The organism is Mucilaginibacter sp. Mucisp86, assembly GCF_047324315.1.
Taxonomy (GTDB): Bacteria; Bacteroidota; Bacteroidia; order Sphingobacteriales; family Sphingobacteriaceae; genus Mucilaginibacter.
The window spans coordinates 1,890,147-1,909,841 of record NZ_CP168503.1 but is presented as its reverse complement, the minus strand read 5'-3'; the positions used below and the strand labels follow the sequence as shown (position 1 = coordinate 1,909,841).

Annotated in this window: 17 protein-coding genes; 9 read left to right on the top strand and 8 right to left on the bottom strand. The window is 42.3% G+C overall.

Annotation, left to right across the window (positions count from 1 at the left end):
- Nucleotides 1–2: 2 nt before the first annotated feature.
- Complete coding sequence (locus ACEN9X_RS07865) at nt 3–980, top strand: AAA family ATPase (RefSeq protein ID WP_413669847.1); 978 nt, start codon at nt 3–5, stop codon at nt 978–980.
- Between the two features lie 8 nt (nt 981–988).
- Nucleotides 989–2,335: a DUF58 domain-containing protein gene (locus ACEN9X_RS07860; protein WP_413669846.1), complete on the top strand. Its 1,347-nt coding sequence runs from the start codon at nt 989–991 to the stop codon at nt 2,333–2,335.
- Nucleotides 2,336–2,899: 564 nt separating this feature from the next.
- On the opposite strand, the gene ACEN9X_RS07855 is transcribed toward ACEN9X_RS07860, so the two are convergent.
- The 5 genes from ACEN9X_RS07855 to ACEN9X_RS07835 all read right to left on the bottom strand — a co-directional run bounded on the left by ACEN9X_RS07855 (nt 2,900) and on the right by ACEN9X_RS07835 (nt 10,220).
- The gene (locus ACEN9X_RS07855; RefSeq protein ID WP_413669845.1) at nt 2,900–3,691 is read right to left on the bottom strand and encodes a mechanosensitive ion channel family protein; all 792 of its coding nucleotides are present in this window, start codon (nt 3,689–3,691) and stop codon (nt 2,900–2,902) included.
- 363 nt (nt 3,692–4,054) lie between these two features.
- Nucleotides 4,055–5,686 carry a chaperonin GroEL gene (gene groL, locus ACEN9X_RS07850; protein WP_413669844.1) on the bottom strand — a complete coding sequence of 544 codons (1,632 nt, stop codon included), beginning with the start codon at nt 5,684–5,686 and terminating at the stop codon, nt 4,055–4,057.
- A 161-nt stretch (nt 5,687–5,847) separates the two neighbouring features.
- On the bottom strand, nt 5,848–6,123 hold the full coding sequence (groES, locus tag ACEN9X_RS07845; RefSeq protein WP_022834050.1) for a co-chaperone GroES: 276 nt from the start codon (nt 6,121–6,123) through the stop codon (nt 5,848–5,850).
- A gap of 417 nt (nt 6,124–6,540) precedes the next feature.
- The gene (locus tag ACEN9X_RS07840; protein WP_413669843.1) at nt 6,541–7,302 is read right to left on the bottom strand and encodes a hypothetical protein; all 762 of its coding nucleotides are present in this window, start codon (nt 7,300–7,302) and stop codon (nt 6,541–6,543) included.
- A 179-nt stretch (nt 7,303–7,481) separates the two neighbouring features.
- Complete coding sequence (locus tag ACEN9X_RS07835; RefSeq protein ID WP_413669842.1) at nt 7,482–10,220, bottom strand: DNA gyrase/topoisomerase IV subunit A; 2,739 nt, start codon at nt 10,218–10,220, stop codon at nt 7,482–7,484.
- A gap of 342 nt (nt 10,221–10,562) precedes the next feature.
- Here ACEN9X_RS07835 and ACEN9X_RS07830 point away from each other — a divergent pair, with 342 nt between their 5' ends.
- From ACEN9X_RS07830 to ACEN9X_RS07815, 4 genes are all read left to right on the top strand, one after another.
- The gene (locus tag ACEN9X_RS07830) at nt 10,563–11,228 is read left to right on the top strand and encodes a hypothetical protein (RefSeq protein ID WP_413669841.1); all 666 of its coding nucleotides are present in this window, start codon (nt 10,563–10,565) and stop codon (nt 11,226–11,228) included.
- Nucleotides 11,229–11,512: 284 nt separating this feature from the next.
- Nucleotides 11,513–13,411 carry a DNA topoisomerase IV subunit B gene (locus ACEN9X_RS07825; protein WP_413669840.1) on the top strand — a complete coding sequence of 633 codons (1,899 nt, stop codon included), beginning with the start codon at nt 11,513–11,515 and terminating at the stop codon, nt 13,409–13,411.
- A gap of 244 nt (nt 13,412–13,655) precedes the next feature.
- Nucleotides 13,656–14,147, top strand: coding sequence for a cytidine deaminase (locus tag ACEN9X_RS07820; protein WP_413669839.1), 492 nt, complete (start codon nt 13,656–13,658; stop codon nt 14,145–14,147).
- Nucleotides 14,147–14,806 (top strand): GDSL-type esterase/lipase family protein, encoded by a 660-nt coding sequence (locus tag ACEN9X_RS07815; protein ID WP_413669838.1) that lies wholly within the window; start codon nt 14,147–14,149, stop codon nt 14,804–14,806. The genes ACEN9X_RS07820 and ACEN9X_RS07815 overlap by 1 nt, the downstream gene beginning before the upstream one ends.
- Before the next feature lie 67 nt (nt 14,807–14,873).
- Here ACEN9X_RS07815 and ACEN9X_RS07810 read toward each other — a convergent pair whose 3' ends face one another.
- Nucleotides 14,874–15,302 (bottom strand): nuclear transport factor 2 family protein, encoded by a 429-nt coding sequence (locus ACEN9X_RS07810; protein WP_413322525.1) that lies wholly within the window; start codon nt 15,300–15,302, stop codon nt 14,874–14,876.
- 173 nt (nt 15,303–15,475) lie between these two features.
- On the opposite strand from ACEN9X_RS07810, the gene ACEN9X_RS07805 reads away from it, so the two are divergent.
- The 3 genes from ACEN9X_RS07805 (at nt 15,476) to ACEN9X_RS07795 (ending at nt 17,034) form a co-directional block, all read left to right on the top strand.
- Nucleotides 15,476–15,988, top strand: a complete 513-nt coding sequence (locus tag ACEN9X_RS07805) for a YdeI/OmpD-associated family protein (protein WP_413669837.1) — start codon at nt 15,476–15,478, stop codon at nt 15,986–15,988.
- 49 nt (nt 15,989–16,037) lie between these two features.
- The gene (locus ACEN9X_RS07800; RefSeq protein WP_413669836.1) at nt 16,038–16,373 is read left to right on the top strand and encodes a winged helix-turn-helix domain-containing protein; all 336 of its coding nucleotides are present in this window, start codon (nt 16,038–16,040) and stop codon (nt 16,371–16,373) included.
- A 172-nt stretch (nt 16,374–16,545) separates the two neighbouring features.
- Nucleotides 16,546–17,034: a molybdopterin-dependent oxidoreductase gene (locus ACEN9X_RS07795; protein ID WP_413669835.1), complete on the top strand. Its 489-nt coding sequence runs from the start codon at nt 16,546–16,548 to the stop codon at nt 17,032–17,034.
- A 345-nt stretch (nt 17,035–17,379) separates the two neighbouring features.
- On the opposite strand, the gene ACEN9X_RS07790 is transcribed toward ACEN9X_RS07795, so the two are convergent.
- Entirely contained in the window at nt 17,380–17,682 is a 303-nt protein-coding gene (locus ACEN9X_RS07790) for a DUF4286 family protein (protein WP_090530427.1), read from the bottom strand.
- A 122-nt stretch (nt 17,683–17,804) separates the two neighbouring features.
- Entirely contained in the window at nt 17,805–19,613 is a 1,809-nt protein-coding gene (locus ACEN9X_RS07785) for a tetratricopeptide repeat protein (RefSeq protein WP_413669834.1), read from the bottom strand.
- Nucleotides 19,614–19,695: the final 82 nt, after the last annotated feature.

Here is a 19,695-nt window from a genome sequence, read left to right as displayed (position 1 = left end):
ATATGGAAAACGAATTTTTTGAACAACGTACCGATCTATCCAAATTAAGAATTGCTGTTGAGCAAATAAAAGCTACGCTGGCAACCATTATTGTAGGTCAGCATGATTCTATTGACCTGCTTATTGCAGGCATCCTGGCCGATGGGCATATCCTTATTGAGGGCGTCCCTGGCGTTGCCAAAACACTTACGGCAAAGCTTATCGCTAAAACTATAGATGCCCGGTATTCGCGGATTCAGTTTACGCCTGATCTGATGCCGTCGGACATTTTAGGAACATCTGTTTTCAATCCTAAAACAACCGAGTTTGAGTTTAAGCAAGGACCGATATTCGGTAATATTATCCTGATAGATGAGATTAACCGTGCTCCGGCAAAAACACAATCGGCCTTGTTTGAGGTAATGGAAGAGCGGCAGCTTACCATCGACGGGCATCGCTATAAAATGGATGAGCCTTTCACCGTTTTTGCAACGCAGAACCCGGTTGAGCAGGAAGGAACCTATCGCCTGCCCGAAGCCCAGTTGGACAGGTTTTTGTTTAAGATTGAGGTGAAATATCCAACCCTTGAAGAAGAAATTGCAATCCTAGCCCGTCAGCATCAGCAAAAAACTACCGATCAGCTTAGCCAGATCCAGCCCTTGCTGGCCGCCGCCGATATTAACGATTTACGCCAGCAGGTTAGGGCCTTGCATGTAGAAGATAAAATACTGGAGTTTACAGCTAAAATCATTCACGAAACGCGTAACAGCAAATCGTTGCAGTTGGGCGGTTCACCTCGTGCATCGCTGGCCATTGTTAATGGCGCCAAAGCACTTGCTGCTACCAGGGGGCGCGACTTTGTTACGCCTGATGATATTATTTACGTTGCTCCGCCTGTGCTGCGCCATCGTATTATGCTGACGCCTGATAAGGAGATGGAAGGGGTAACGCCAGATGAGGTGATAACCCAGGTAATACAAAAAATTGAAGTGCCACGATAGTAAAGCGCGTGAAAAAGCTATTCCGATTATTTTATACCAACTTGTTTTTAACTAACCGTTTATTCGGTGCGGTTGCTGCCTGCGTGGTATTGTATTTACTTTCGTTTTTCTTCCCATGGCTGGGCATTGTGCCCGATATAGCTTTTTATGCTTTGCTGGCATTGTTAATTGCCGATCTGTTTATGCTTTACCGTGTAAGCGACGGTGTATTTGCCAAACGCCTTGCGCCCGAGCGGTTAAGCAACAGCGATGAGAACGAGCTTAGTATTTACATTGAAAACCGGTATGGATTCAGCGTTAATATTGGCATTATTGACGAGATTCCCGAACAGTTTCAAAAACGTGATGTTTGGTTTACCACCACGCTTACGCCCGGCGAACGTAAGCAAATCAATTACATGCTGAGGCCTACACGCCGGGGCGAGTATGAATTTGGTTTTATCCGTGTATTTGTGCGATCGGCTCTGGGGCTGGTATCCAAGCGTTATAATTTTGAACAAGCGGAAACCTTGCCGGTTTATCCCTCGTTTTTGCAGATGCGCAAGTATGAGTTGATGGCCATATCAAACCGGCTTACTGAAATAGGTATTAAAAAGATCAGGCGGATTGGCCACAGTATGGAGTTTGAGCAGGTAAAATCTTATGTCCCCGGCGATGACTATCGCACCATCAACTGGAAAGCCACAGCACGGCGGGGCGACCTGATGGTTAACTCCTATACCGACGAAAAATCGCAGCACGTTTACTGTATCATCGATAAATCGCGGGCTATGCGGATGCCTTTTGAAGGGTTGAGCTTGCTGGATTATGCCATTAACGCAAGCCTTGTACTATCGAACGTAGCCCTGCTTAAAGAAGATAAAGCCGGCTTAATAACCGTGGGTGAGAAAATAGGTTCGGTAGTGCCTGCCGATAAGAATTACGCGCAGCTTAATAAGATAATGGAGGTTTTATACAAAGAGAAAACCCGTTACCTGGAAACTAATATGGAGGCGCTTTATATCACTACACGGAGGGTATTAAAACAACGCAGCCTGGTGGTATTTTTTACCAATTATGAAAGTCTCCCGGCATTGCAGCGGCAGTTGCCATTTTTACGCCGGATAGCCAAATTTCACCTGCTGTTGGTAGTCTTTTTTGAAAATACCGAATTAAAAACCCTAAGCGAACAGCCTGCCAAAGATGTTGAAAGCATCTACATAAAAACTATTGCCGAAAAATTTGCCTATGACAAAAAGCTGATGGTAAAAGAACTGGCCAGCTACGGCATCCAGTCGATATTAACGGCACCACAAAATCTTACTATCAATACGGTGAACCGTTATTTGGAGATAAAGGCAAAGCAGAAAATTTAGTTTGAGAATCAAGAGCCAGGAGATCAAGAATCAAGAAGTAATAGAAGTAGGAAGTCAAGATTCAGGAAGCAGGAAAGGCTTTTTAAACTCGCGCTCGTTTGCAACCTACGGTGTACCCACATCCTTTAATTACTATGATGAATTAAAAGAAGATGTCATTTCGACGAACCGCCTATCCTGCTCTATCGAAATGACAAACTTATCACCAATCCATATAATTTAAGAGTCAAGAAAAATCAGGATATGAGAAACAAGAAAGAAATCAATTTAATTCTATTTAAACTCGCGCTCGTTTGCAACGAGTGCGTAATTGGGTTTGCGTTTATAACGCAACTGGCGATACAATCGCCAATCCATATTAATCGCTCGTTGCAAACGAGCGCAAGGTGAAGATATAGTTTTTTAAGAGTCAAGATTCAGGAGATCAAGAACCAAGAAAGGAAAAAGAATAAGCAAGAAAGCCCCAAAAGATAATTCTGTTGGGGCTTTTCCTGCTTCCTGAATCTTGACTTCCTGCTTCTGTAATTTCTTGTCTTCTTGAGTCTTGACTTCTTGCTTCTAATATTAAAACCCTGGTTTCGGGAAATTAACACCGCCTGCTGCAAGCTCTTTCAGCATTTGCTCCTGCAGGTTTATTTTGGCGTTAAGGAAATTAGCCGGATCAACCCAAACGTTGATGGTAAACCTAACACAATCGTTATCCAGGCTGATAACACCTACACGTGCAGCCGGATCATGCAGGATATCTTTATTGGCATTAACCACGTTGGTCATGACAGCCTTTACCTTTTCCATATCGTTGTTATAGCCCACGCGCATTTCAAAATCAAGGCGGCGCCTGCCTTCGCGGGTTACGTTTACAATAACTTCGTTAAACAGCTTTCCGTTAGGTATAATTACGGTTTTGTTATCGGCAGTGATAAGCACTGTATAAAACATTTGTATGGATACTACCCGGCCATCCTGTCCCTGTGCTATAATGCTGTCCTCAAGTTCAAAAGGTTTTAATAACAGGATCAGTACACCGCCTGCAAAGTTTTGAAAGGTACCCGATAAGGCTAAACCTGCTGCTACCGAAAATGCACCGATAATGGTAGTGAAAATGGTCATTTCCCAGCCTATGATGTTCATTACCCATATCACGAGTAACACATACATAGCTGTGATGGTAAGACTCAAAAAGAAGGGTTGCAGCGATGAGTGTATCCCACGCCTTACCATACGGGTGCGCAAACGGTTACGCAGCCATTTAATAAACCAAATACCAATAAAAAATATGATTATTCCACCTACATATTTAGGGCCACGGTTAATAAGCCAATGGTGGAACTCGGTGTAAAATTCGTCCAGTTTCATAACTGGGCGCAAAGTTAATAATTATCTATTAACTGTATAGGGATACGAAGAGCTCGGGGCCCTTGAATAGCACCCAATCAACCAGGGTGCTTTGTATTTGTTTTGTTTTTTGAGATAGAAGTTTCATCACCTGCATTGTTCAAATCCTGTGCCTGTTTTGGGCTGTACCAGATTTGTTATGCAAATTTATGTTTTAAGGAAGCTTTTAAATGTGAAAATTAATCAAATGATTGATTAATGACGGTTGATTTACCTTAGCATGACTATAACAGCCTCTTTTAAAGCACAAAACCCTGTCTGCAAAAACAGACAGGGTTCTGAATAGTATATATTTCCGTACACCCCCTTTAGGGGGCTGGGGGGTTACATCATACCACCCATACCGCCACCCATTGGCGGAGCACCAGCTGGAGCATCTTCAGGATCATCAGCTAATACTACTTCAGTAGTTAATAACATTGAAGCAATTGAAGCAGCGTTTTCTAAAGCTACGCGGCTTACTTTAGTTGGATCGATAACACCGGCAGCAATCAGGTTTTCGTATTTATCAGTACGTGCGTTGTAACCAAAGTCGGCAGTGCCTTCTTTAACTTTTTGCACAATGATTGAACCTTCGATACCAGCGTTTTCGCAGATCTGACGTAAAGGCTCTTCGATAGCGCGACGGATGATCTGGATACCAGTGTTTTCGTCTTCGTTATCACCTTTAAGATCAGCCAAAGCAGCAACCGCGCGGATGAAAGCAACACCACCACCAGCTACGATACCTTCTTCAACAGCGGCACGTGTAGCGTGTAAAGCGTCGTCAACACGGTCTTTTTTCTCTTTCATTTCAACTTCGGTAGCAGCACCTACGTAAAGTACAGCAACACCGCCAGATAATTTGGCTAAACGCTCTTGTAATTTTTCGCGGTCGTAATCAGAAGTAGTTGATTCGATCTGTGATTTAATTTGGCTTACGCGGCCTTTAATCTCTTCTGCAGAACCTGAACCATTGATGATAGTAGTATTGTCTTTGTCGATAACGATTTTCTCAGCAGTACCTAAGTAGCTAAGGTCAGCGTTCTCTAATTTGTAACCTCTTTCTTCAGAGATCAAAGTACCACCTGTAAGGATAGCGATATCCTCTAACATAGCTTTACGACGGTCGCCGAAACCAGGAGCTTTAACAGCAGCAACTTTCAGTGAACCACGGATTTTGTTAACTACCAAAGTAGCTAAAGCTTCGCCATCAAGATCTTCAGCAATGATCAATAATGGTTTGCCGGTTTGTACTTGCTTTTCAAGGATTGGAAGTAATTCTTTCATTGAAGAGATCTTCTTGTCGTAGATCAGGATGAAAGGATTTTCCAATTCAGCTTCCATTTTATCAGCGTTGGTTACGAAGTAAGGAGAAAGGTAACCACGGTCAAACTGCATACCTTCTACAGTTTTAACTTCAGTTTCAGTACCTTTTGCTTCTTCAACGGTGATAACACCATCTTTACCAACTTTCTCCATTGCTTCAGCAATTAACGAACCGATAACCTCGTCGTTATTTGCAGAGATAGCAGCAACTTGTTTGATTTTGTTATTGTCTTCACCAACAGTTTGTGACTGTGATTTCAGGTTTTCAACAACGGCAGCAACAGCTTTGTCGATACCGCGTTTCAAATCCATTGGGTTTGCACCGGCAGCTACGTTTTTAATACCTGCAGTTACGATAGCCTGAGCTAAAACGGTAGCAGTAGTAGTACCATCACCTGCAATATCGGCAGTTTTTGAAGCTACTTCTTTAACCATTTGAGCACCCATGTTTTCAAGGGCGTCTTTTAATTCAATTTCTTTAGCAACAGTAACACCGTCTTTAGTAATGGCTGGTGAACCAAATTTTTTGTCGATGATTACGTTACGGCCTTTAGGGCCTAAGGTTACTTTTACCGCGTTAGCAAGGATATCAACACCGCGTTTCAGGGCGTCGCGTGCTTCAACATTGTATTTAACTTGTTTTGCCATGTTTTTTTAATTATTGAATTATTGAGTTAGTGAATTAGTGATTTAGTTTTCACGCTCAATAATTATGTCTTTTGATTTTTTGTAGATTTTGAATCACTGATTTTGAATGTAATGGATCCGAAAATTCACTAATTCAATAAATCGCTAATTCAATAATTGATTTAAAGAACTGCGTAGATGTCTGATTCACGCATAATTAAGTACTCTTTACCTTCATAGGTAATTTCAGTACCTGCATATTTACCATATAAAACCTGATCACCAACTTTTACGGTTAAAGGTTCGTCAACTTTTCCCTGTCCCACAGCAACTATAGTTCCACGCTGAGGCTTTTCTTTAGCGGTATCAGGAATAAAGATACCTGAAGCGGTTTTCTCTTCGGCTGCTGCAGCTTCCACTACAACCCTGTCGCCGATAGGTTTGATGTTTAATGACATAGTTATAACTGTTTATTTTTATTTAAGTTTTCAGCCCGATACGCAACATCAATTATGCCAAGTGGGTATTATGGCAAGTATTGACAGGATAAACTGTTTTAATGTCAGCAAAAGGTTACTTGTGTTTTGTGGCTTAACAATTTTTTAACCTGATGGTGTCAGGTTGTCAGTATGACTTAGGGATGACGGTAGGGATGATGCTTTTAAAAAATGTCATTTCGAAAGAGCATGAGGAGGAGCGAGCGGCAGGGCGAAAGAGAAATCTTGTACGCTCTGTAAAGCGACAATGGCCGATTTATTCAGGGCGTATAAGATTTCTCCTCACGGCTTACGCGCATTTCTCAGCCGGTTCGTCGAAATGACATCGGATTTTATTTATTGATAAGTAAAACAAATAATGTAATAGCTTTCTTGATATTACGCCGTCTTCCTCGCCGCCGATAATTTCTTCAATTCATCCTTAGCCCTGGCAAACCATACTTTATTGCTTTTACGCTCAACCGGGCTTAACTGCGATTGCTCATTGAGCATATCGGTGAAAATTTGCCATGCATCATCATCACGGCCGGCACGGGTAAGGAACATGCCGTATTCGTAACGGGGTTCAAAGTAGGAATAACGCCCCTTCATCAGTTTAAACTCGTTCTCAGCCTGTTCTTCCTGGTAAGTAAGTTCAAGCGATTTGGCATACAGGATGTGCGCTTTTGAGCGGGCGAACTGCGGTAGTTTATAAAGTTTTTTAGCAATAGGAATAACCTCGTTGTACATTCCTTTTTCAAAGTAGGCTACAATGAGTTGTGCCATTACATGCTCGTTTTCGGCAAAGGCACCGGTGAGACTGTTTTGATATATTTCGAGTGCTTTATCGGTAAGTCCGGCTTCCAGGTAGGCATCTGCCAGTTTAACACGATTGGCAAAAGTATCGGTAAACCTAACTTCATCTTCAAGACGTTTAATTTTCGCTCCGGGGTTTATAACAGCCTCAACGTTTATCTTGGGTGCACGGATGCCGCGATTAGACAGGATTTCGCTGTAGATATAATACAAACATCCGAATAAAGGTATTACTATAAGAATCCAGAGCCATTTTTGCTGGGTACCGCGCCGCAGGCTATGAATGATACAAAATGCCTCTAATATCAATATAAGATAATAATAATTGCCGTCGCCGAAGTACATGCCTGTTTTTTATGTTATAAGATTTAGTAATAATCAAAAATAGCGAAAATGCAGCTGCAAACAAGGGTGTTTATAGCTGTAAAATGATTTTTTTGCTAATTGTTTGAGTATTGGATAAGCAGAAATAAATCTGCAGGCAAATAAAAAAGCCACCGGTTATTGTTGCCGGTGGCTTTGCGTTAAAATAGCCCTAATTGTCCCTGATCGTCCATGTCGATATCGTCGGGATTGGTGATCTCAAAATCAATCTTTTTAGGAGGCTTTGGCGATTCTTCAGATTGATCGGCTGATGCCGCCGGCTCATCTTCCTGAGAAACTACAGGCTCATCTTCAATTGCCTCTGTTGAGGCAGGTGTATCCTCTTCGTTATTGTCGGTTTCTGCAGTTTCAGCTTCCCGGGCAATGCCATCGCTTATCAGTTCAACTGATTTTACCGGATGTTGTGACAGGCGGTTGCCCATGGCTTTCATGCCTTTAACATCGATAATCTCTGCTAAATTCAGCTCAAGGGTTTCAGGTGTTTGATCCTTGCCTTTCAGATGTGTCATGCTGATTACCGGAGCGGTGTGACCTATAAGCACCATTTTTGATCCGGCTTCTTCGCTGATCAGGCTTACCTGCTTCCCAACTGCTATGTTTTCGAAAGTGAAACGCTTAACAAGGTAGTTTTTGGATTTGCCTTCGATATGCACCATCGAGAATACCGCCTGCGGATCGTACTTCTCAATCAAGATCATCTTATCATCAAAGTGATTGTTAAGATCAAAGCTGCTTAATTCGTAAACGCCATTGCTGAGCACGGTAAGAATGCGGTCGTCACCATCAAATTCGCCCAGGTATTTGCCACGGCTGTCGGCATTTAAGCGTTTTAAAATCTCATCGTACCAGATCTTACGTCCGGCAAGCGTTGACACACCTTTGCTTTTCAGGATGATCTTTTTAACCGGGTATTTGGTAATGATATTACCCATAGAGCCACGGCCCTTGATAGCTATGGATGCAAAATCCTCATCGAACTGTAGTTTTTTAAGTTTGGAATGAGGTTTAAGCTGTACGTTTACCACCTCGGCTTCGCCGTTAGGATTGGCGGTAAAGTATAATACTTTTGAACCTTTTGTGCCCTTGGTAAGGTCATATTCTTTATCGCGGGTAACGCCTACTACCGAGAAGCGTTTGATATAGCTGATGCCGCTTTCGCCATCTTTATATATCATATTGTAGACAGTACGCTCATCGTTCTTTTTAAACACGGCCACGTGGATGATGTCTTTCCCCACAAACACCTTGTCCTGTACTTTAGTAATGATGCAGCGTCCATCCCCCCTGAAAACAATGATCTCGTCAATGTCTGAGCAATCGCCAACATATTCAACCGAGTCGTCTTTTTTCAGGCCTGAGCCGATAAAGCCATCGGTCCTGTTAACATATAGTTTGATATTAGCTAACGCTACCTGTGCTGCTTCAACCTTGTCAAAGGTGCGCAGTTCGGTTTTGCGCTCCCTGTCTTTGCCGTATTTGTCTTTCAGTTTCTGGAACCAGGCAATGGTATATTCAGTGAGATGTTTCAGGTCGTGCTTAACCTGTTTAATCTCATTTTCCAGGGCTTTCATCTGCTCATCCGCTTTTTTAACGTCAAAGCGGGTGATGCTGCTCATAGGTTTATCTATCAGCTTTTTATAATCTTCGGGCTGTATGGTGCGATAAAACTGCGGGAAGAACGGCTCAAATAAGCGGTTCAACACTTCCAGTACCACTTCAAAATTGCCCGAGTTTTCGTACTCGGGATTTTTATACATGCCTTCCTGGATAAAGATCTTAAGCAAGGAGCTGAAGAAAATCTTCTCCATCAAATCCTTCAGCCGGATCTCCAATTCCTGTTTGAGCAGGTCTTTGGTGAAGAAGGTGCTTTCGGTAAGCATATCGTTCACGCTCATGAAGCGTGGCTTGTCATCCTGTATCACGCAGGTGTTGGGTGATATGGATACCTCGCAATCGGTAAAAGCATAAAGCGCGTCGATAGTTACATCGGGCGATATGCCCGGAGCTAAGTGGATGATGATCTCTACATCCTTAGCTGTGTTATCCTCAATTTTTTTGATCTTGATCTTGCCCTTGTCGTTGGCCGAGATCACGCTATCAATCAAACTGCCGGTAGTAGTAGTAAATGGTATTTCGGTAATGGCGAGCGTTTTTTTATCACGCTCTACAATTTTAGCCCTTACCCGCACTTTGCCGCCACGTTGCCCTTCATTATATAATGAAGCATCGGCCATGCCTCCCGTTGGGAAGTCGGGCAGCAGATTTGGACGCTCACCTTTTAATACGGCTATGGAAGCATCAATTAACTCAATAAAATTATGAGGTAATATTTTGGTAGCCAAACCTACCGCAATGCCTTCGGCTCCCTGTGCAAGCAGCAACGGGAATTTTACCGGTAAGGTGATAGGCTCTTTGTTACGGCCATCATAGCTGGCCTGCCAAATAGTAGTATCGGCATTAAAAACAACATCAAGTGCAAATTTTGATAAGCGGGCCTCTATATAACGGGGAGCCGCTGCCGAGTCGCCGGTTACCGGATCGCCCCAGTTACCCTGGCAATCAATCAGCAGGTTTTTTTGGCCTATCTGTACCATGGCATCGCCAATGGAAGCATCACCATGCGGGTGATATTTCATGGTGTTACCGATTACGTTGGCTGCTTTATTAAAGCGCCCATCGTCCATTTCCTTTAACGAATGCAGGATGCGGCGTTGTACCGGTTTTAAACCATCGTTAATATGCGGAACGGCCCGGTCAAGAATTACATATGATGCATAATCAAGAAACCAGTTTTCATATAACCCATCGAGTGAGGTAACAGTGTGTAGTTTTTCTTCATTAGGGTTGGGTGTATCGTTTTGATGCAGATCTTCACTCATTATTCAATAAAAACTTTTGGATTGGTAAAGATACGGAATATGTGTTGATGTGCAGATGCCGCAGGGGATATTTTAATATCTGAGGGATTGGAATTTATAACAAGATTGTTACGTTTGTGCGGATTTAGCGGGTAACAATTGTAAATCGGGTACGTAAAACTTATCAGTGCAGCAAATAAATAGTCGATATTGCCGTTAATAATCACGGTTAATTTGAGCACGGCAGGGTGCCGATTAATTAATTTGTTTATATATTTACCTATGGTGCTTTAGCCGGAGAATTTTTCTGCAGCTACCCCTAAAATGAAAACTATTTTGAAGTTAAACCGGCCCTTATTACTTATGGCTTTATCATTGCTGTGTTTCACAAAAAGCATAGCTCAGATAAGTCAGCGGTCGTTATATGCCCAAAATAACAAGAAACATACATCTGCAAAAGTTAAATCCGGCTATTCGAGGCCCAAAGTAGCGGGTACCGATCAGTTTAAAGAGTTTACCAAGCTTTTGGCCCAGGCCAATGTAATTTATACACCACCCAGGGGCTTTAAAGAGATTCCCGCTCCCAATGACGAGGATTTTTCATTTGATTATGCATTGCAGCTACCAGGGCAGGATTTTGAAGTGTGGTTTCAGGTAAAATCCCAGAAACAGAATTATACCAGTTATGAGCAGGGACAATATGATATTGACCGTGAAACCGAAAATCCCGACTCGATATATATCAACATGAGCAGGGCTCACGCTATTGCTTTTACCGGCGAAAGGGATAATTTTATCCGGAGCATCCCGGTTAATGTTTTAAACAGGTATAGGGCAGATGCCGGCAAATCATACCTGTTAAACCTGCTCGATTTACCTGCTACCAAGCATTACAAATATGCCCTGCTTATCGCGCTGCAGCGTAACCACACCGGTACCATTATGGCTGTTTGCTTTACTAACGATAAAGGTCCTGAGTTTTTTAAAAATGTGGATAAGGCAAGTAATTGTTTGAAGTTTAAGCCGTAAGGGGGATAACTAAACTTTACTGTGTCATTTCGAACGAACCGGAGGGGGAGCGCGTTGGGAGGAGGAGAAATCTTCTACACCATAAAAGTTTGGTAATATGGCGTATAAGATTTCTCTTTCGCGCCACCCGCAAGCCATCACGTGCTCCATCGAAATGACATTTTTCTTTTTTTTTATTTCCCGATGTTAATAAGTTGATATCTGCTCTCCGTTAATTATACCGGAAGTTTTATTTTTGCAGTTAGGCGTATTTTGCGCTGTTTTAAATTTTCTACTTTATATACATGGCAGAACCAGTTAATTATAGTGAAGATAGTATCCGCTCCCTCGATTGGAAGGAGCACATCCGTTTGCGTCCCGGTATGTATATTGGTAAACTGGGCGATGGCTCTGCTTATGACGATGGTGTTTATGTACTGCTTAAGGAGATTGTGGATAACTCAATAGATGAGTTTGTGATGGGATCGGGTCGTACCATTGAAGTGAATATGAGCGATCATAAAGTATCCGTACGTGATTATGGTCGCGGTATTCCTTTGGGTAAAGTGATCGACTGCGTATCTAAAATAAATACAGGCGGTAAATACGATAGCAAGGCTTTCCAGAAATCGGTAGGCTTAAATGGTGTGGGTACCAAGGCGGTTAACGCGCTTTCCAACTCTTTCACCGTACAATCATACCGTGACGGCCGTACCAAACTGGCCGAATTTGCCAAGGGTGAGCTCATTCGCGACGAGAGCGAAAAAGATACCACCCAGCGTAACGGTACTGCTATCAATTTTGTGCCGGATGATACCATTTTCAGGCATTACCGGTTCATCCCGGAGTTTGTTGAAAGTATGATCTGGAACTACGTGTTCCTGAACGCGGGTTTGACTATCAACTTTAATAATCAAAAGTATTTTTCGGAGCGTGGTCTTTTTGATTTACTTACCCGTAATACCGATGCTGAAACTTTGCGCTACCCCATCATCCACCTTAAAGGTGAAGATATTGAGATTGCGATGACCCATGGCCAGCAATACGGTGAGGAATATTATTCGTTCGTTAACGGGCAAAATACCACTCAAGGTGGTACGCACCAGGCAGCTTTTCGCGAAGCGGTGGTAAGAACCGTACGTGAATTTTATAAAAAGGAGTTTGATGCATCGGATATCAGGGCTTCGATTGTTGCCGCTATTGCTATAAAAGTTCAGGAGCCGGTATTTGAGTCGCAAACTAAAACCAAGCTCGGTTCACAGAATGTTGGTCCGGAAGGCCCATCGGTACGTGGTTTTATCAACGATTTTGTTAAAAAGGAACTTGATAATTATCTCCATAAAAATACTGAGGCTGCCGATGGTTTGTTGAAGCGGATATTACAATCGGAACGGGAGCGTAAGGATATTGCCGGTATAAAAAAGCTGGCTAATGAGCGCGCAAAAAAAGCGTCGCTTCATAACCGTAAATTGCGCGATTGTAAAGTACATTTTGACGATACGCACGAACGTAAACAGGATACCACACTGTTCATCACCGAAGGTGACTCGGCCAGTGGGTCAATCACCAAATCGCGCGATGTGATGACCCAGGCCGTGTTCAGCTTAAAAGGTAAACCGCTTAACTGCTTTGGCTTAACCAAAAAAGTAGTTTACGAAAACGAGGAATTTAACCTGCTGCAACACGCTTTAAATATCGAAGACGGCCTTGACGCTTTACGTTACAATAATATTGTGATAGCTACAGATGCCGATGTGGACGGTATGCACATCCGCCTGTTGCTGATGACCTTCTTTTTGCAGTTTTTCCCCGATCTGGTGAAAGCCGGTCACGTTTCAATCCTGCAAACGCCATTATTCAGGGTGCGCAATAAAAAGGAAACAATTTATTGTTACAGCGATGAAGAACGCCGTAACGCTATTGCTAAACTGGGTAACAAACCCGAGATCACCCGATTTAAAGGTTTGGGTGAGATTTCACCCGAAGAGTTTGGTTTGTTTATTGGTAAAGATATGCGCCTTGATCCGGTAATATTAAGAGATGCCAATGTAAAGGCGCTCCTGGAATATTTCATGGGTAAAAACACCCCAACCCGCCAAATGCACATTGTTAACAACCTGCGGGTTGAAAAGGATGATGAAACCATCAACCCAACAATAGCTAAAGAAGCCGAGGCTGAAGAAGAATTGCCTGTAGCAGTTTAATGAACCTTGATTTGCCTGATTGGAGGATTTCCTTGAGTTGCTTAGCATATGAGGATACTTCAATCAGGCAATTTTATATCAGGCGATCAAATAATCTTAAAAATTTAGGTTAATAGCATTTGAGGAAGACTCTAATCAGGCAATTTTTATCATGGAAATCAAATAATCCTAAAAATCAGGGTTCTTATTGAAAAATTTCCTTATCTTGTTTCCCCCCGATTTTTTTAACAAGGGTTGATAACATATGATAAGTCACGAAATTAAAATAGCCTTTGATGAATACGAATCATTGGCCGATCTCCATAAAGCCGACAGGCAACTATGTCTCGAAGCTCAGAAAGCATTAAAAAACTCACATTCTCCATATTCAAAATTCCGTGTTGGGGCAGCACTTCGTTTGCAGAGCGGTAAAATTATCTATGGCAGTAACCAGGAAAATGTAGCTTACCCATCTGGTTTATGTGCCGAACGTGTAGCACTGTTTAACTGGGGCGCCAACCATCCCGATGACCCTATTGAGGCCATGGCGGTAACCGCTCATTCAGATGATTTTCCAATTGTGAAGCCAATTACTTCATGCGGATCATGTTTGCAGGTATTAGCTGAATGCGAAAAGCAGCAAAATCAATCAATAAAAATTATATTGCATGCAGAAGATGGCCCTGTATGGATCATCAAAGGCATTGAAAACCAATTGCCGTTTTTATTTTTTGAAGAACGCATAGCTACCCCGTAATGAAATTAAAATTTCTTTTATTCTTTATTGCCCTCGCCTTTAGCGCCGGTGTTTCGGCACAACAGGGCTTCCCGTTTGATAATGAGATCAGGGCGTTTAAACACCAGGATAGCCTGAGCTTCCCGAAGCCGGGCGGTATTTTGTTTATCGGCAGCTCATCAATCCGTAAATGGACTGATCTGGAGCAGCGTTATGCGGGCAAGCCAATCATCAGGAGGGGAGTAGGCGGGTGCGAACTATGGCAGGTTGCTGATTATTACACGCCTTATATCCTGTTCCCGTACAAGCCACGCAAAATTTTTGTTTATGCAGGTGAAAATGATATTTCGGCAGGTAAATCAGCCCAGGCTGTTGCCGCTTCATTTGCAAAACTATGGGAACTGATCCATCAGAAATTACCAAATGCCGAGGTGTATTTTATGTCGATAAAGCCGAGCCCGGTTCGCGCTAAATATTACGATGTGGTTTACACTGCTAATGAGCTGGTGAAAAATTACCTGAAAGGAAAACCAAAAAGCTATTATGTTGACCTGGTTCCGTCCATTTACAAACCAGGTACCACCCAGCCCGATTCAAGTTTGTTCAATGACGATTACCTGCACCTTAATAGCAAAGGTTATGATAAATGGCAAAAGGTGCTTGATCCATTGGTAAAGTAAATAAAAAAGGCCCCGCACCAACGGGGCCTTTACCTACTTACATATTAAACACTAAACTAAAACTTACTTATTTAAAAACGCTGTACACGTTTGTGATTTTCCAGCCGCTGCCTGTGTTGGTAACGGTTACATAGTTGCTACGGGTAAAAGTGCTGTATTTCATATCAACTTTCACCACGGCCAGGTCATTATTGCTTTCAACAATTGAAGTGCTGGTAATGCAATCCTGCTCGGTATTTTTATTGGCTTTTAATAAGTCAACTACTTCGGTTTTGGTAAAACTTAATACTTTAGTACCGCGTAACATGCTGAATTTAGCCGATTGGTCTACCACTTCGTTAAAGCCTTGTATTTTGCCGCGGGTCATGGCATCTATATAGGTGTTGATAGCGTAGTTTTTGGTTAAATTATCGCCTTCTATTTTATTGGTTGCTTTTGCTGCAGTGCCTATTACTAATAAGGCTAAGCCAAGCATGATTGATTTTAAGGTTTTCATATTGTTGTTGTTTTTTAGGTTTTTAACTTTTAAATTGTTTTTATACTCATAAGACATCGCTACTATGCATTACGTTACAGCCTGTACAACTAAATATGACGATTTAACAAACATTTAACATTTTCGCATATTTTTTAGAGATCATGATAACAATATGCCGTTAAATAATACTTATGGTTGATTTTAATACCATTATATTACAGTTTGCCGAACAGGGCGAAAAAACCGGGTGGACCTACATTGAGATTCCGGCTGATGTGGCGCAGGAAATGAAGCCCGGTAATAAAAAGTCATTTCGCGTAAAAGGCAAATTGGATGAGTTTGAAGTGCGGGGCATGGCACTGATGCCCATGGGCGAAGGAAATTTTATTATGGCCTTGCGAAGAGAAATCTGTAAAGCTATCCATAAGAATCGCGGGGCCATGCTCAGGGTACGCCTTGAACCCGATAACGATTTTAAATACATTGTTCCGGACGATTTGCTGGAATGTTTGGAATATGAACCCGAGGGCGGCGATTTTTTCAATAGTCTTGCCGAAAGCCACCGCGGGTATTTTATTAAATGGATAGAGAGTGCTAAAACTGAAATAACCCGTGCTAACCGGATAGCACAAACAGTGAACGCTATGGTGCGCCGTATGGATTATGGGCAAATGCTTCGGGCTCAGAAAAAGGCACGGGAATAACATGGGTTATGCTACTATAACCGGGTAAATTTGATAATCAATTTAATTAATGGACATTCCTTCATATAAACTTAACGGCCGCATCTGGATAGAAATAGGTGACGACAAAGTGCTCGGTCATGGCCGGGTGGAGTTGCTTGAGCGGATTCATGCTTCCGGTTCAATCAGGCAGGCCGCCCTGCAAATGAAAATGTCTTATAAACAGGCCTGGGATCTGGTGAACCACATGAACAATGGTTTTAAACAGCCACTGGTAGTTTCAAAAAGGGGAGGAAAGGGTGGTGGGGTAGCCTTACTTACGCCATTTGGGCAAGAGATTATATCCCAGTTTAAAGATCTGCAACAAAAGTTCTTTCGGTTTTTAGAAGAAAATAGTAAAAAGTAAAAGTTTTTAGGTTTTTGTTGTCAATGAATTAAAAATCAGCATCGATAGCAGATTGGTTTATCGAATCTATTTTGCATTTTGCGTTGTGCTTTTTAAAACATAACGAAATTTCCATCTGAGATAAGCGTTTTGCATATCTACATTAATCAACAAAAAATCAAACGTCATACCCATGAAAAAATATACCCTGATATTGCTGTTACTGACAGCCGGTTTTGGAACCCGTGCTCAAACAAAAGAAGCAGTAGTAAAAGTAAGCGGAGAGGTGACAAATCCGCTCATCATCGGCAGTGCCGACCTGCAGCAATACAAACAAACAACAGTTATTCGTAAAGATCACGACGGGAAAGACCATACCTACTCGGGCGTAATAGTATCCGAGATATTGACAAAAGCCGGTGTTACTATGGGCGCTGATTTACGCGGCAAAAACCTGATTAAATATCTTTTAGTAGAAGCCGGTGATGGCTATCAGGTAGTTTTTGCGCTCGCTGAATTAGAAAAAAGTTTTACCGACCGGGCTATTATCCTTGCGGATAGCGTTGATGGACAGCCCTTAGCCCCTGCAGATGGCCCGTTCCGCATCATTGTTCAGGACGAAAAGAAGCCGGCACGCTGTATAAAACAGGTTACGGCAATGAAGGTAATGTTTGCGAAGTAGGATGGTGATATTAATTGAAATACTATTTTAGAAGCTTCCCCCTGGTGTTATGTTGCTTTTGAATTGAAATTTAGCCAATAATATTTGCAAAAAGGGGGTTAACACTTTTTTGGCCTAAAAAACACTTAACTATCTTATTATAAATAGTTTAAGTAAAAAATAGCGCTAAATTCTGTTAACCCTGTTAACCCCCTTTTTGCAATAAAATTAATTCAACCGAAACTATATATCGCTCAAGTATCTGAAAACAAAAAGAGGCTGATCAGTATACAACCTCTTTCTATATGCCATAGTAGTGTGCCAGAAGTATGTAGCTTAACGCCCTGCACCCCTGGCACAATTAACTTATTCCACCTCTTCCATCAGGGTGTTAAACATCACAAACTTTTCGTTGAATTTTTCCTGGTGGGTGGCCTGAAATTTATGCAGGTGGTTCATATAAAACTGCTGAAAGTGCTCAATGCTGTCCGCATTGTATTGAATGCAGTAGGTAACCCCTTCATTAGGCGAATCGATAACAGTAAGGATCCGGTACGAGCTGAAATGCCCGGTAGCCATGATGGCCGGGATATGAATGGTTTTGATATAGTTAAGCCATTCGTCATGAATGGTTTCATCAATTATTATGGTGTCGTTGTATACAATCATTTTCAAAAATAATCATTTTCAATTGATCATTAAGTCATTTGGTCATTAAGTCATTGGTATGGTGTAAAACCAATGTCGTTTGCTAAGTAATGACTTAATGACCCAATGACTTAATGACCTGATCAGGACGCATCCGTTTTATCGCCTCTTAACAGTCTGAAGCGTTTGCGGGCTTCGTTGATCCAGAGGCTGCCGGGGTAATCGGTTATGATTTTCTGGTAATAGGTTTTGGCGGTGGTTTTATCGTTAAGTCTGTTTTCGTAAATATCGCCTAACATAAATACGGCATCGTCGGCCCATAAGTCTGCGGGGTGCTCTTCAACAATTTTCTTTAAGAGGGGCACCGCAGCAGCGTAATCCTTTTGCTGTATCAGGATGCGCGATTTCGACATCATGATATCATCATCTAAAGCATTATTCGGGAACCTTTTGCCAATGCTGTCCAATATCATTACTGCTTTTTCGGGATTTTGAGCAAAGATCTGCAAATCGGCACGGGCGTACATTTTGAGTGCAGCCCCGCTACTATCTGCAGCAAGGTTATCCTGTATCAGCAACAGCAGGTTAAGTGCATCGTTGGCTATCAGTTGCGATGTAGCAACTTTCAGTACATCCAGTTGCCCTTTCGCCCAGGTAAAATCGCCGGTGTAATAAGCCATTTTTGCATTTCTAAATACCGCATCCTGCCCTATGGCCGTGGCCGGAAAATCTTTTTCAACCTGGCTGTAAAGGAGTGTTGCTTCCCATGGCTGGTTATTGAGCAGGTAAATATCGCCTAAATCAAGCTTACAGTCGGCCAGCAGGGTGGGCTTAATATCGCTGAGTTTGGTAACGTCCTCCAATAGTTTTTGAGCATCTTTTAACTTGTGCAGTTTGAAGGCCTGCAGGTTGGCCAGCTTTTGCATGGCAAAGGCGGTACTGCTGTTGCGGCCAAACTCGGTAAGCAGGTCGTTGTAATCTTTTTCAAGCCCCATCAAATCTTCCGGCAGGTATTTGCCCGAGGTTACCTTGAGGTTTTTAGTATTAATGAGCTCAATTTTTGAAGGGATATACAGTGGTGTTGTTTTCCCTTTGCTGATAATATACTCGTACCCGCGGATAGCTTCGTCATAAGCTTCATTGGCAATGAAGGTTCGGCACAGGTCATAAATGCTGTTGCCATCGTCATTTTGCCTGCGGCTTAAGGCCAGTGCCTGGTTAAGGGCGAGGTCAAATTCCTTTTGCTGAAGGTATTGCCAGGTAAGCAGATCGGCATAAATGGTTTGCTGCGGATCTTTCTGAATACGCCTCAGCAACGCCGATTTGAGCATGTCATAATCAGCGCCACCCTCGTATACATTTGAAAATGCGTTTTCAGCCTGATTGATGAAGTTGGGGTTTTGAGGCAAAAAGTTCAGGTATTCATCGGTTAGGGATACTTTGTCGCGTTTAAAACGGTAAAGGTTAATGAGCTCATAAGTAAATGCATTGTCGTTTTTAAGCAGCTTACGTCCCTGCTGAAAAATTTTGATAGCGTAATCAATATTTGCGCTCTGGTAAAACTGTGATGCCAGTGCGGATATCTCCCCCTGATCGGCTGGTAGGCTTTTGATCAGGTCGTCATAAATTGCATCAGCCTTGCTCATATTGCCTTCCTGCGTATAGATATTGCCCATCATGATGGCATACTGGTGATCATCGGGATGGCGGCGGATCAGTTTTTTAGTGATGCTTTCGGCCTCGTCAAATTTCTTAAGATTGAGCAGCGTATTTACATACACGCTATAGTAATTCTCATTGTTTTGTTTGTATAGTTTTTGGTAAATTTCGAGTGCTTTTTGCGGTTCGCCGTTAGCATTGTATTGCTTGGCCAGCAACAGTTCGTTATCCTGTGCCAACACACTGCTGCCGAAGCAAAAAACAAAAATAATAACGGTATATAAAGCCCTCATTTGTTCAAAAATAATCAATTAATAGGATTGATTAAGCTGGTTTGTCTGTATTATTTATATAACGGCATATAAGGGTAAAATT

Excerpts from the sequence above, each read along its gene's own strand:
- ACEN9X_RS07820 (WP_413669839.1), top strand. The coding sequence starts at position 13,656 with ATGATAAGTCACGAAATTAAAATAGCCTTTGATGAATACGAATCATTG.
- ACEN9X_RS07810 (WP_413322525.1), bottom strand. The coding sequence starts at position 15,302 with ATGAAAACCTTAAAATCAATCATGCTTGGCTTAGCCTTATTAGTAATA.
- ACEN9X_RS07795 (WP_413669835.1), top strand. The coding sequence starts at position 16,546 with ATGAAAAAATATACCCTGATATTGCTGTTACTGACAGCCGGTTTTGGA.
- ACEN9X_RS07805 (WP_413669837.1), top strand. The coding sequence starts at position 15,476 with ATGGTTGATTTTAATACCATTATATTACAGTTTGCCGAACAGGGCGAA.
- ACEN9X_RS07785 (WP_413669834.1), bottom strand. The coding sequence starts at position 19,613 with ATGAGGGCTTTATATACCGTTATTATTTTTGTTTTTTGCTTCGGCAGC.
- groL (WP_413669844.1), bottom strand. The coding sequence starts at position 5,686 with ATGGCAAAACAAGTTAAATACAATGTTGAAGCACGCGACGCCCTGAAA.
- ACEN9X_RS07865 (WP_413669847.1), top strand. The coding sequence starts at position 3 with ATGGAAAACGAATTTTTTGAACAACGTACCGATCTATCCAAATTAAGA.
- ACEN9X_RS07840 (WP_413669843.1), bottom strand. The coding sequence starts at position 7,302 with ATGTACTTCGGCGACGGCAATTATTATTATCTTATATTGATATTAGAG.
- groES (WP_022834050.1), bottom strand. The coding sequence starts at position 6,123 with ATGTCATTAAACATCAAACCTATCGGCGACAGGGTTGTAGTGGAAGCT.
- ACEN9X_RS07830 (WP_413669841.1), top strand. The coding sequence starts at position 10,563 with ATGGCTTTATCATTGCTGTGTTTCACAAAAAGCATAGCTCAGATAAGT.
- ACEN9X_RS07800 (WP_413669836.1), top strand. The coding sequence starts at position 16,038 with ATGGACATTCCTTCATATAAACTTAACGGCCGCATCTGGATAGAAATA.
- ACEN9X_RS07835 (WP_413669842.1), bottom strand. The coding sequence starts at position 10,220 with ATGAGTGAAGATCTGCATCAAAACGATACACCCAACCCTAATGAAGAA.
- ACEN9X_RS07790 (WP_090530427.1), bottom strand. The coding sequence starts at position 17,682 with ATGATTGTATACAACGACACCATAATAATTGATGAAACCATTCATGAC.
- ACEN9X_RS07825 (WP_413669840.1), top strand. The coding sequence starts at position 11,513 with ATGGCAGAACCAGTTAATTATAGTGAAGATAGTATCCGCTCCCTCGAT.
- ACEN9X_RS07815 (WP_413669838.1), top strand. The coding sequence starts at position 14,147 with ATGAAATTAAAATTTCTTTTATTCTTTATTGCCCTCGCCTTTAGCGCC.
- ACEN9X_RS07855 (WP_413669845.1), bottom strand. The coding sequence starts at position 3,691 with ATGAAACTGGACGAATTTTACACCGAGTTCCACCATTGGCTTATTAAC.